The 12,320-nt window shown below is 68.6% G+C and carries 9 protein-coding genes, 1 other RNA gene and 1 pseudogene; 7 read left to right on the top strand and 4 right to left on the bottom strand.

Translation table 11 applies throughout. The features are described from left to right. Positions 1-21: 21 nt before the first annotated feature. Positions 22-276 (bottom strand): hypothetical protein, encoded by a 255-nt coding sequence (locus VN779_RS13685; RefSeq protein ID WP_325723158.1) that lies wholly within the window; start codon positions 274-276, stop codon positions 22-24. A gap of 122 nt (positions 277-398) precedes the next feature. Further along, the gene (locus VN779_RS13680) at positions 399-3,050 is read right to left on the bottom strand and encodes an FHA domain-containing protein (RefSeq protein ID WP_325723157.1); all 2,652 of its coding nucleotides are present in this window, start codon (positions 3,048-3,050) and stop codon (positions 399-401) included. 324 nt (positions 3,051-3,374) lie between these two features. Here VN779_RS13680 and VN779_RS13675 point away from each other — a divergent pair, with 324 nt between their 5' ends. The 3 genes and pseudogenes from VN779_RS13675 to prfB all read left to right on the top strand — a co-directional run bounded on the left by VN779_RS13675 (position 3,375) and on the right by prfB (position 8,626). Then, positions 3,375-5,078, top strand: a complete 1,704-nt coding sequence (locus VN779_RS13675; protein WP_325723156.1) for a serine/threonine-protein kinase — start codon at positions 3,375-3,377, stop codon at positions 5,076-5,078. Positions 5,079-5,191: 113 nt separating this feature from the next. Beyond that, positions 5,192-6,274 (top strand): annotated as a pseudogene (locus VN779_RS26485) (serine/threonine-protein kinase); the annotation flags it as partial. 1,248 nt (positions 6,275-7,522) lie between these two features. Beyond that, positions 7,523-8,626, top strand: coding sequence for a peptide chain release factor 2 (gene prfB, locus VN779_RS13665; RefSeq protein ID WP_336624841.1), 1,104 nt, complete (start codon positions 7,523-7,525; stop codon positions 8,624-8,626). A 64-nt stretch (positions 8,627-8,690) separates the two neighbouring features. Here prfB and VN779_RS13660 read toward each other — a convergent pair whose 3' ends face one another. Continuing rightward, positions 8,691-8,879 (bottom strand): hypothetical protein, encoded by a 189-nt coding sequence (locus VN779_RS13660; protein ID WP_325723150.1) that lies wholly within the window; start codon positions 8,877-8,879, stop codon positions 8,691-8,693. A gap of 198 nt (positions 8,880-9,077) precedes the next feature. Here VN779_RS13660 and ftsE point away from each other — a divergent pair, with 198 nt between their 5' ends. The 4 genes from ftsE to ssrA all read left to right on the top strand — a co-directional run bounded on the left by ftsE (position 9,078) and on the right by ssrA (position 11,860). Next, positions 9,078-9,767 carry a cell division ATP-binding protein FtsE gene (gene ftsE, locus VN779_RS13655; RefSeq protein WP_325723148.1) on the top strand — a complete coding sequence of 230 codons (690 nt, stop codon included), beginning with the start codon at positions 9,078-9,080 and terminating at the stop codon, positions 9,765-9,767. Between the two features lie 81 nt (positions 9,768-9,848). Further along, positions 9,849-10,757 (top strand): permease-like cell division protein FtsX, encoded by a 909-nt coding sequence (ftsX, locus tag VN779_RS13650; protein WP_325723145.1) that lies wholly within the window; start codon positions 9,849-9,851, stop codon positions 10,755-10,757. A 15-nt stretch (positions 10,758-10,772) separates the two neighbouring features. Then, positions 10,773-11,249, top strand: coding sequence for an SsrA-binding protein SmpB (gene smpB, locus VN779_RS13645; protein ID WP_325723143.1), 477 nt, complete (start codon positions 10,773-10,775; stop codon positions 11,247-11,249). 220 nt (positions 11,250-11,469) lie between these two features. Then, positions 11,470-11,860, top strand: a transfer-messenger RNA (tmRNA) gene (gene ssrA, locus VN779_RS13640). Positions 11,861-12,000: 140 nt separating this feature from the next. Here ssrA and VN779_RS13635 read toward each other — a convergent pair. Beyond that, on the bottom strand, positions 12,001-12,320 hold a 320-nt coding region (locus VN779_RS13635), incomplete at its 5' end, for a hypothetical protein (protein ID WP_325723141.1).

Here is a 12,320-nt window from a genome sequence, read left to right as displayed (position 1 = left end):
GAGCGGCTTACCTGCAAATGGTCAGTTCACGTTGAAGTGCGTCGCGCCATTGCTGTCAGCCCATGAGCCGAGCGGCAGGTCGCCAGTGGGGTTTTCAAAGCTCTTCTTGGGTGAGAGCGAGTCGGTATAAGCCAACGAGGTGCGTTGGGCCGCACCCGCCTCGCTCGCGGCCGACGCCGGTCCGGCGGCGACCGTCCCGACACTGATGAAACCGCCGATCAGAGCGGTGGCGACAAACGCCGAAGTCCGCCTAAGCCGACTGGTTATTGGCAGCACTGATTTCCTCCCCCGGAAGTGGACCCGCGGCGGGCAGCGGGCGATCGGACTCTAGCATCGGTGTTCGAGTGCTGCTATCGAATAGCCCGTCAGATAGGCACCCTCGCCGAGGAGGCAGGCGCTCAGCGGGTCGCGGCGCGGCGGACGGTCTCCACGAACAGGGCGAGGTCGGTAGGACCGCCGGGCTGTCCGGCCGGGACGGCTTCGGTGGGGCGGCGCGGGACCGGCGAACCGAGTTCGGTCCATGGGAGGCGCACGGCGCTCGCTCGATTCGACGCGCTGGACGGCATGCGGCCACTGATCAGCGCGGTCTGGATCGGCAACACGCGGCCGTCCGGGAGGGCCAGGCGGGCGCGGCCCGGAGTGTCCGGGCGCACTGATGCAGCGGCCGGGAGTGAGACCACCTTGCGGGACTCCTCCGCCGCGTGGGTGCGCAGCGCGATGCGGATATGCGCCTCGTCGCACACGTCGCTGTTGAGTAGCCGGACCGCCTGGGCGTCTTCGAGCGTGATGCCGACGACGACGTGCACGTCGTGGTCGCGTCCGTCGCGCGCGATGTCCGCGAGGCCCTTGGCGAACCACGCATGGGCCGCCGCGCGCTGGTCGAATCCGTCCACGACGACGAGCAGGCGCGGGTGCTGCGCGTCGGACGGGTCCTCCACCGAGCCGCGCAGCGCCGCGTCAGTGCGCCGCTCGATCTCGGCCTCCAACTGGTCAAGCAACGCGCGCAACTCGTCAGGCGAGGCATCCGGCGGCAGATGCGTGTCTGCGTGAGGCAGCGCCGCACAATCCGCGAGTGAGGGGCCGTCGCCGCCAGAGAGCAGGGAGATTCGCAGGTACTCCGGCCGGTTGACCGCGGCCAGCGCGCAGGTGATCGAGCGCAGCGTCTCGGAGACGCCGGAACCTGACACCCCAGCGACCAGGATGTGCTGCCCCGTCAGATCCGCGCGCAGCGGACCGTGGTCGTCCGCGCCGATGGTCAGCTCGCCGCAGGTCGGCCGCAGCGCCCAGCGTGCGCCGAGTTTCGCGGGGGTCAGCAGGTCCAGCTCGAGCAACGCCAGCAGCCGCGCCTCTTCCGGCAGTTGCGGCGCGCCGAAGCTGTCCGACTCCCGTAGCGGCGCCAGCGCGCGGCCGAGCCGTTCGGCCCACTCGGCCGAGGCGAGGTCCGCGATGATGTTGTCCATGGCCGGCGTTTCCGGCCGCTCCACCCGGATCCGGGTGTGCACGTCCCCGCTTAGCGTCGCCATCGCGCCGGTCGCGTCAGGTAGCTGGGCTGGGCGTGCGGCCAGGGCAATGGCGTAAATGCCGAACTGCGGTCCGTCGTTCAGCAGCCGCCGCATTCCCGGCACGCCGAGCAGGTTCGCTGCGGGGTCGAGCACGAGCACGGTGCGTCGCCCTGACCAGCGCTTGCCGAAGTCATCTGGCGACGCTGCGCCGCCGGTACCGTGGGCGGCCTCCGCTTCGCGGGCGTCGAGCTTGGCCAGTAGCTCCTCTACCCGTGCGCGTACTTGCATCGGATCTCGGCCGACCAACGCGCGGCAGTCCTGCCCATCCTGGGGGATCAGGTGCGGAAGCCAGCGAGTCCACTGCCAGCTGCCCCGCTCCTCGGGGGCGGTCTGCTCGTCGCAGAGCACCACCAGCTCCAGATCACGCGGCGGGCAGCTCGCGGCCAGCTGCGCGACCAGCGACCTGGCCAGGCGGGTCAGCTGAGGACGCGGACCGACCAGACCGAGCACACCCACCGACTCCAGGTCGAGCGTGACCGGCGCGGCAGGCACCCGCGGGCGGAAGGTCTTCGGCCCGGAGCACACGGTCACCCGCGACGTGATGCGGGCGGTCCCGAGCCGCAAGTCCAGCGAGCCGGCCGACTCGGCGGCGCGGGACCACAGGCCGGGTTCCGGCCGGATCGCCGCGGTCAGCAGCGCGGCCAGATCCGGATGCTGCTCCCGGCGCAGCGCGGCCTCCGCGGCGAGCGCCGAGGTGATCTGCTTCTCGGCAGCGGACTTGGCCTGCTCGAACGCCACCACGGCTCGCCGGCGCGCGGCAGGCAGCCCCCGATTCGTGGGTCGGGGTGGCAGGTCGATGCGCGGCGACGGGAGCGCCACGGGCGACCGTTGCTCGGTACGCACCCTCATGCGCCCAAGGCGATCCGGTTCTGCGTCAGTCGGACGATGCCCTATGCGCATCACGATCGTGGTCTCGCCGAGCCGCACCAACGCGTCAGGCAGCAGCAGTACTGACTCGGTGCCCACCTGCGCACCGTCCAGCGTGGTGCCGTTGGTCGAACCCGCGTCGCGCAGCCGCACCCAGTCGGCCGTAACCAGCAGCTCGGCATGCAGGCGGGACAGGTCCGGATCCTCGATGCGGACCTGCGCATCCGTGCCACGGCCGATCGCGACCCGGACCGGTTCCTCCCCTGGCGCGGGTGGCGCGATCAAGTGCACACCGCCCGCATCCGGACCGCCGATGATGTGCAGTTCGAGCCCGCTATGTCGCTTGAGTGAACCGTGCAACGCGGCCGGCCCGCCGGGGCCGCCGATCGTCAGCAACGCACCGTCGAGCAGCGGCGGCAAGCCCAGCGCGGCCTCTTCGGCCAACAGCGCCCCGCCGACGTAGAACCGGCCCTCCGAAGCCCCGACGAGCGCGCGCAGCGCCCCGGCTGCCGCGCTGAACGACGTTCCAGCCGCAGCCGTCACCGCCACGTCCACGCAGTCCTGCTCCGCCTGGTCACGCGCCGCGTCACGGACCGAGCTGACGGAGAGTCTGATCTGCATGCGCGCTGCCTTTTCAGGACGGGAGACTGTCCACAGAAAAATCGGGGTCGGTCAATTCTCGCCGGGAGCCACGGTATCCGAGAACATAAGCGGGGAGGGCTGAAGACGCAGCCGTATGCGGTGGCCAAGGGGGCCGCCAGACGAAAACGCCACAGCGTGGAAACGCGCCGCCGCCGAACCAGTGCCGCGTGCTCCTGTAGCAGGTTGGGTACGAAACGGTTGGCCGCGTCTACCGGTTGCGTCGTCGGCACTAGGCTGCGCTTGCGCCAGCAGCATGCGCCGCGGCGGCGCCAGCCCGAGTCGACAAACTGGGGGAGAGGTTTCGTGGGTCAGCCGATCGGCAGCCGATACGAGCTGGATGAACAGTTGGGGCGCGGGGCCTTCGGGTCGGTGTGGCGGGGGCGCGTGCGGGACACCGGCGAGGCGATCGCGGTAAAGGTGCTGCTCGAGGAGCTCGCCGCGGACCCCGACGTGGTCACCAGGTTCCTGCGCGAGCGCACCGCGCTGGTCGGCCTGCGCCACCGCTCGCTGGTGGCGATTCGCGACCTGGTCGTCGAGGGCGACGTACTGGCGCTGGTGATGCAGCTGGTCGAAGGACCCGACCTGCGTGCTTACCTGCGCGGTCGCGGCACCCTCGGACCTGAGGAGGCCGCGCTGCTGGTGGCGGACGTGGCCGACGCGCTGTCCGTCGCGCATGCCGCGAAGATCATCCACCGGGACGTGAAGCCCGCCAACGTGCTGCTCAAGCCCGAGGCCGGCGGATTCCGGCCGCTGCTGACCGACTTCGGCATCGCCCGATTGGCTGACGCGCCGTCAGTCACTCGGACCAGTCAGGTCGTCGGCACCCCGTACTACCTGTCTCCCGAGGTGATCTCGGGACGCAAGGCCACCGGTGCGGTCGACGTCTACGCCGCCGGGATCATGTTCTTCGAGCTGCTTACCGGGCATCCGCCGTTCCGCGGCCGCGACGCGATGGAAGTGTTCCGCGCGCACCAGACGGCTACGCCCCAGCGTCCGCCCGGCGTCTCCGACCGGCTGTGGGCCGTGGCGACCGCGGCGCTGGCGAAGGATCCGGAGATGCGGCCGCTGGCGGGCGAGCTGGCGTCTCGGCTCCGTGCCGCCGTACGAGTGAAGCAGGACGGCACGACGGTCCGGCTCCCGGTAAACCCGAGCGAGGGAACCGTCGTCCTCCCGGCCCTTCCCGCCGAGCAGAAGATCGCGGCCGGTGGTGGGGCCGGTGCGGGCGCGGTGGCCGCGGCAGGTGCTGGGGCCCGAGCGCACGCCGCACCGCACGCCGTATGGCCGGTACGGGCACCGCAGGCTCAGGGGGCCGCGCCTGGACTTCAAGGCGCACCGAGCGTCCCGCAGGCCAACGGCTCGGCCGCGCCGCAGGGCGGTCAACCACCGAAGCCGGCGCTGCCCGCCGCCGCTCAGCAGTCGCACAACAACGGCGCCCAGGTCATCCCGATCAACCGCGCCGCTCAGATCTCTCCTGCGGCCGCAGCGCCCACGACGCCGATCGCGCGCCCGCCGGCGAACGCCAACCAGCCGACCACGGCGCTGCCGCCGGCCGCCCAGCGACCCGCGGCTCAGCCTCCGGCTGTCCAACCGCCGGCGTCGAACATGCCCGCGCCGGTCCGGCCGTACTCGAGCCCGAGCCCGCAGCAGCCGAATTCGTATCCGATGGCGTACCAGCAGGCGCCGCGTCCTGCGGCACAGGCGTCGCAGCGCCCGATACAAGCTGCGCAACCCGTCCAGTACCGGCAACCGCAACCGCAGACGTACCAAGCGCCGCGCAACAAAGCACCCCGGCAACCGCAGACTTACTCGCGTAACGCACCCCCGAAGAAGACCGGCCTGAGCTTCCTGAGCAAGCTCGCGATCCTCGTCATCGTGCTCGCGATCGCCGTCGCGCTAGGAGTCACCGTCGGAAAACAGCTCGCCAAGCATCGGACGACGGGCTTTTCGACCAACCGCACCTCGGGTAGCAGCGTCGCCACGTCGGTGTACGAACCGTTCGCTCAGTGATCAACGTTCCGTTGCCTGACTTGGGTGGCGCTTCGGCGCGTTAGTTGCCCAGCCAGCGTCCGGAACGGCACAGTGTCCGTACGGCACGCCCGCGGACCTCTCACGGAGCTACGGTGACACGCAAGATCGGCAGCAGATACACCGTCACCAGGGTCATCGGCCGGGGGACCTGCGGCACGGTCTGGGAGGGGGCCGGACCGGACGGTCCGGTTGCGGTGAAGCTGCTGCGCGAGGATCTGGCGGCGGATCAGACGCTGATCGCCCGCTTCGTGCAGGAACGCACGGTGCTCACCAGCCTGGTGCATCCGAACGTGGTCGCGGTGCGTGACCTGGTCGTGGACGGCACCGACCTCGCGCTCGTCATGGATCTGGTACGCGGCACCGACCTGCGCGAGCGGCTCGACGCCGAGCGGGTGCTCGCGCCGGCCGCCGCGGTCACCGTCGCGGCCGACGTGGCCGCCGGGTTGGCCGCGGCGCACGCCCGGGGCGTCGTGCACCGCGACGTGAAGCCGGAGAACGTGCTGATCGAGTCCTCGTCCGGTACCGCACGGCTCACCGACTTCGGCATCGCGCGGCTCGTAGACGGTCCACGCCGCACCCGCGCCACACGCATCGTCGGGACGCCGGACTACCTAGCCCCTGAAGTCATCGAGGGCTGCCCTCCCGGCCCACCCGTCGACGTATACGCACTCGGCACGCTCATCTTCGAGCTGTTGACCGGCTGGACCCCGTTCGGCGGCGGTCATCCCGGCGCAGTGCTACGCAGGCACGTCACTGAGACGGTGCCAGATGTGCCCGGCATGCCTGGCGCTGTCGCCGAACTGCTCGTCAGCTGTCTATCGAAGGCCCCGGCCGCGCGCTTGACCGCAGCGGAGGTCGCGGGTCGGCTGCGCGTACTCGCGCCGGAACTCAGCGGACTGCCCGCCCTGCGCGTCGCCGATCCGCGGGCCGTCGTCGATCCCGCGTCGCTCGGCGCCGGACCCGGACCGGCCGTTCCGATGAGCGTCGGCGCGGTACCGCTCGTGGCCGGCTCATCGGATCGAACCGACGCGTCGCGCCAGACGCACGTCAACCTCATGCGGCCGATCCGCGAGCCACTCGGCCCGTCCGCGCCCGTGCCCGGCGCGATCACCAAGACGCCACGGCCACGGGAGCCGGGCGACGTACGCGAAGTCAACGGACGCAATGCGAACTCACGCGGTATCAGTTCACGCAGCGTTAGTTCACGCGGCGTCAGTTCACATCGCCTCAGTCCGCACCGTGCCAGTTCACCCGGCGTCAGGCCGCCCGCCGACGGTGCGGAAGAGTCCAGCCGTCTACGGAACCCGCGCGTGCCGGCGATTGCGGCGGTCATCGCCGCCGGGCTCGTCGCGGCCGGAGGCTTCCTCTGGTGGAACGGGCACACCAACGACGCCAAGCAGCCGAGCGGCGCGGCTAAGACCAATGCAGCCACCAGCCTGAGCGGCAACGGTGTCAGCCACGCGTCCGCGTCAGCCTCGGCGACGCAACCATTCGGGCCGCTCGGACTCGTACCGGTCGGCCAGATCATCGCTCCACCGGTCAAGCCGATCGGCGCCGTGCGTTACGTCAGCGCAGGCAACAGCGCCTACGTTGTCATGACTGGTACGGACGGCGTCGTGCGTTACGCATCCGCGAATGCGGGAAAATCGCCCCGCTTCACGGCCTGGCAGTCCCTTCCCGGTCTGACGGCCTCCGCCGAACCGGCAGCGGTCGGCCGTGACTCCGGTCGGGTCGAGATCTACGCGGTCTCCTCCGCCGACGACCAGGTGCACCGCATCGTCCTGACCGGCCGGACCTGGTCGCCATGGACCTCACTCGCCGCCGCTGGAATCGGCGCGACCCGCGTCCCCGGAGCCCCCGCGGCCGTCCCACTGGCCGGAGATCGCACGGCGCTGCTCGTCGCCTCCCACTCCGGCGCCTTGCTCGCCGCGAATGGCAGCGGAGCGCCGGACGGCAGCTGGCAGCCGTGGCGATACATCAACAGCGCCGGCTCGATCAAACCCAACGTCGCGCTCGCGATCCGGCCAGACGGAACCATGGCGGCATACGTAATCAAGGCCGCCGACCTCGCTGACCTCAGACTCATCAACGACGGCTCCTGGAGCTACACGTTCCCGACCGGCGCGGTAGGGCAGCCCGAGGCCGGTTACACCAGCGGCGGGAAGCCTTACCTGTTCATTCAGTCCGTCGCCGGTGACGTACAGGTCTACGAGCCGACCGGCGCTAACCTGCACGGCTCGATGAAATGGTCGCCGATCGGCGTGACGTCGCAGAACCCGGTCGGCGTGACCCCGGCGCCCGGCCTTGGCCTGGTGTTGGCGACCACGGCGGCGGATGGCACCGTGCACCTGTACCGCACCAGTGCCTAACGAGCAGCTCTAGGCACAGCGGCATAATCCGGTAGGCCGGGTCGCGTACCCTTGATGGTTGTGGCCGTAGACGTACCTGAAGAACTGAAGAACCTGAAGTCGACCATGTCCTCGATCGAGGCGGTCGTCGATCTCGACGCGTTGCGCGGCGAGATCAAGCGGCTGAACGAAGAGGCCGCCGCCCCCGACCTGTGGGACGACCAGGCCAAGGCGCAGAAAGTGACCAGCCGGCTGTCCTACGTCCAAGGCGAGCTGAACCGGGTTGAGTCGCTGCGTCGCAGGCTGGACGACATCGAGGTGCTAGCCGAGCTGGGCGAGGACGAGGACGACGCGGACACCCGCGCCGAGGTCGAGGCCGAACTGCCCCGCATCGCGGCGGCGATCAGCGAGCTTGAGGTGCGGACGCTGCTGTCTGGCGAGTACGACTCCCGCGAGGCGCTGGTTACCATCCGCTCCGAGGCCGGCGGCGTCGACGCCGCAGACTTCGCCGAGATGCTGATGCGCATGTATCTGCGTTACGCGGAGCGCCACGGTTACCCGACCGAGGTCTACGACACGTCCTACGCGGAAGAGGCCGGCATCAAGTCGGCGACCTTTGCGGTAAAGGCGCCGTACGCGTATGGAACCCTCTCCGTCGAGCAGGGCACGCACCGTCTTGTGCGCATCTCACCGTTCGACAATCAGGGCCGCCGCCAGACTTCCTTCGCAGGCGTGGAAGTGGTGCCGGTGGTCGAGCAGACGGACCACATCGAGATCCCGGACGACGAGCTCCGGGTCGACGTCTACCGGTCTTCTGGCCCGGGTGGTCAGGGCGTCAACACCACCGACTCCGCGGTCCGGCTGACCCACCTGCCGACCGGCATCGTCGTGTCTTGTCAGAACGAGCGCTCGCAACTGCAGAACAAGGCCTCGGCGATGACGGTGCTTCAGGCGAAGCTGCTGGATCGTAAGCGGCAGGAGGAGCAGGCGAAGATCGACGCGCTCAAGGGCGATTCGAGTGGTTCCTGGGGCAACCAGATGCGTTCGTACGTCCTGCATCCTTACCAAATGGTGAAGGATCTGCGGACCGAGTTCGAGACCGGGAACACCGCGGCGGTCCTGGACGGCGAGATCGATGGCTTCGTTGAGGCTGGCATTCGCTGGCGGCGTACGCACTGACGGGTCGTCGGTTTCCCGACGCCGCAGCCACTTGGCCGCCATACCCAGCCGAATGTGACTCAGCTCACGCGAAACGGGCTTCCAGGGCTAGGGCGCATACCAGCGCCGCCAAGATCGTCAGGACCAGCCACAGCGGCGCGTAAAAGCCGCCGCCCCCACGTCCGTACTGGTCACGAGCGGCGCGGCACACTGCGCAGCGGCCCTCGGACACCGGGCCGGAACAGTTGGCGCAGGCCAGGTCGTCGCGTCTCATCCAGTCCTCCTCATCACCGTTGAGAACGCCGCGCTGCGCCCGTTCGTTCCCTCCTACCCCTCGGGAGCCTCGTACACTCCTGTGGAGCTTCCCGCCGGAAGCCGCCGCCGGGTCCCCGGATCCGAGTGGCGTCCTCGCGCAACCGGCTCCCAAGCCGGGGCCGCAATGTCTAGACTGCCGCCGGATGGTGATGCAACCGTGATTCGCTTTGAGAACGTCAGCAAGACGTACCCAAACCAGGCGCGCCCCGCGCTGCGGGAAATGACCCTGGAGATCGAGCGCGGCGAGTTCGTCTTCGTCATTGGCTCCTCCGGCTCCGGCAAGTCCACCTTCATGCGGCTCATCCTGCGCGAGGAGCGGCCGACCACCGGCCGGGTCGTGGTGGCGGGCAAGGACCTCAACAAGCTGTCCAACTGGAAGCTGCCACACCACCGCCGTCTCATCGGCACTGTCTTCCAGGACTTCCGGCTGCTGCCGAACAAGACCGTGTACCAGAACGTCGCCTTCGCCCTGGAGGTGATCGGGCGGCCGAAGGGTCAGATCGTCAAGGTCGTGCCCGAGGTGCTGGAACTGGTCGGGCTGGCCGGCAAGGAGGACCGGATGCCCAACGAGCTTTCCGGTGGTGAGCAGCAGCGTGTGGCGGTCGCCCGCGCTTTCGTCAACCGGCCGATGATCCTCATCGCGGACGAGCCGACCGGTAACCTCGACCCGGAGACCAGCGTCGGCATCATGAAGCTGCTGGACCGGATCAACCGGACCGGCACCACGGTCGTGATGGTGACGCACGATCAGGCCATCGTGAACCAGATGCGTAAGCGCGTGCTGGAACTCGATCAAGGCGCGCTCGTACGTGACCAGTCCCGCGGCGTCTACGGCTACGTTCGCTAACGCGGCGGCCGACGTACCGCAGATCTACGACCCACAGCCGCCACAGGCTTTCCGACTAGAGCTCCGGCAGGTATACCCACCATGCGCGTCCAGTACGTACTACAGGAGATCGCCCAGGGGTTGCGCCGCAACCTCACGATGGTGATCGCGGTCATCGTCTCGACTGCGGTAGCTCTGGTGATGATGGGCTCCGGCTTGCTGATGTGGCAGCAGACCCTGCACATGCAGGACTATTGGTACGGCAAGGTCGAGGTCAGCGTCTTCATGTGCAACCAGGAGGACGTCGGCAAGTACGCCAACTGCCAGACCGCGATCACCGATCCCGAGAAGACCACGATCCACGACACGCTGCTCAAGACCCCGCACGTGCAGACGGTCTCCTACGAGAACCAGCAGCAGGCGTTCGCGCACTACCAGCAGTTGCAGGCGGGCTCGGTGCTCGCGCAGGACGTGACCCCGAACGACCTGCAGGACTCCTACCGGGTCAAGCTGGACAACCCGAACAACGCCTCAGTCGTCGCGGGTGCGGTCGAGGGCCTGCCGGGCGTGCAGTCGGTGCAGGACGAGCAGCAACTGCTCAAGCCGCTGTTCACCTTCATCCACATCGCCGAGTACACCGCGGCCGGCGTCGCGGCGGTCATGCTGGTGCTGGCGTTCCTGCTGATCTTCAACACGGTCCGGCTCTCCGCGTTCAGCCGCCGCCGGGAGACCGGCATCATGCGGCTGGTCGGCGCCTCGAACTTCTACATCCAGATGCCGTTCCTGCTCGAAGGCGCGGTCGCGGGCCTGGCCGGCGGCTTGTTCGCCTCGGTGATCCTGGTCGGGGTGAAGGCCTTCTTCATCAACCACGTGGTCGCCCCGCACCTGACCTCGGTGCAGTTCATCGGCTGGTCGCCGTTCGTGTGGATCGTGCCGATGCTGCTGATCGTCGGCGTGCTGATGTCAGTGCTCGCCTCGGCCTTCACCCTGCGAAAGTACTTGCGCGTCTGAGCGAGAATAGAGCCCATGGTCAGGGAGCGCGGGCAGAAGACGATCGCCCAGAACAAGAAGGCACGGCACGACTACTTCATCGAGGACGTCTACGAGGCGGGCTTGGTGCTCACCGGCACCGAAGTGAAGTCGTTGCGTGAGGGCCGCGCGTCCCTGGTCGACGGCTTCGCGCAGATCCGCGACGCCGAGGTGTGGCTCCACAACGTGCACATCCCGGAGTACAACCAGGGCACCTGGAACAACCACGCCCCGCGCCGGATGCGCAAGCTGCTGCTGCACCGCCAGGAGATCCAGAAGCTGATCGGCAAGTCCAAGGAGTCGGGACTGACGCTGATCCCGCTCGCGTTGTACTTCAAGGACGGCAAGGCCAAGGTCGAGCTGGGCCTGGCCCGCGGCAAGAAGGACTACGACAAGCGCCAGACGCTGCTGGAAAAGCAGATGAAGCGCGAGGCGGAGCGGGACATCTCGGCGCACCGCCGTCGGCCCCGCTAGCGAAACCGGCACGCGGCGTCCGGCGGCTCGATCGGCACCGGCGCCGCGCCAGGTGATCAATCGGTTTTACCGACCCGGGCTCGCCCGAGTATCCTGATGCTGGCGGGCTCTCCGGTGTTCCGCCGCTGTTTGAGAACTGCACACATACTGCTCACTGCCGCGCCGAACCCCCGAGAGGGGCGGGAAGCGTGTCCGTGCGCTGCCGTGTGCGTTCTGCCACGGGGGTGAACGGTTTCGACATCGGACGTCGAAGCAGGGGAAGCGGGCCGAGGAAGCTGCGATGATCTCGTTAACCAATAACGCAGCAAAAAAACAAATGCCAATCAGAAGATGGCCCGGGCGAACTTCGCCCTCGTTGCCTGATCTAGCGATCAAGTAACGGGCGGATAGCCCTGTCGGCCCAGGATCGCCCCCGACCTGGGATCCGGCATCGCTAGGGGGCTCAACCTCAGAATCAGGTCACGGGAGACTGAGGGAAATTCACGTGGCTGGGCTCGTCACGGACTCGTCTCAGGGATCCGCGGAGCCGAGAAAAGCGCACTGAGACTACGCCCGTAGAAGCCCTGTTCCCTCGCCGATGGACCCGGGTTCGATTCCCGGCACCTCCACTGCCTGCGGACGACCCTGCTCGCGCGGGGCGCTCGCCGGGTCGTCCGTCGTCTCCTCTGGGGGGCGACCCCCAGACCCCCTGCGTGTTCGGCCGCACCGCCCTGAGTGGGCAGTGCGGCCTCTTTCTTTCGCCTGGTTCGCGCTAGAGCGTGGAGTTCTGGAAGAACCCCGCGACATCGAGGACCACGTCCGCGCTCGCGCCGCTGCCGTTGTAGAGCGCGATCCAGCCGTTCGATTGGTTGGCCGTGACGTAAGCGGCGTTCGCGACCGTCTGCCCCGTCACCCAATTGAGGCTCGACGTGCCCGGGTTGGACCCTCCGTACGTGTACAGACTCAGATAGCCGCCGGACAGCGTGTCGGTGACCGTGGCGTTCATTTCGATCGCGGTGGTGGTCGGCATCGCCCACGAGCCGAGGTTGAGATCGTATTCGAGCCCGTGCTGGATCTCGTCCTTCGCGTACT

The organism is Actinocrinis sp. (assembly GCF_035605935.1).
Classification (GTDB): domain Bacteria; phylum Actinomycetota; class Actinomycetes; order Streptomycetales; family Catenulisporaceae; genus Actinocrinis.
Note: the sequence above shows the minus strand (reverse complement) of the source record. Positions and strands in the feature narration are given on the sequence as shown.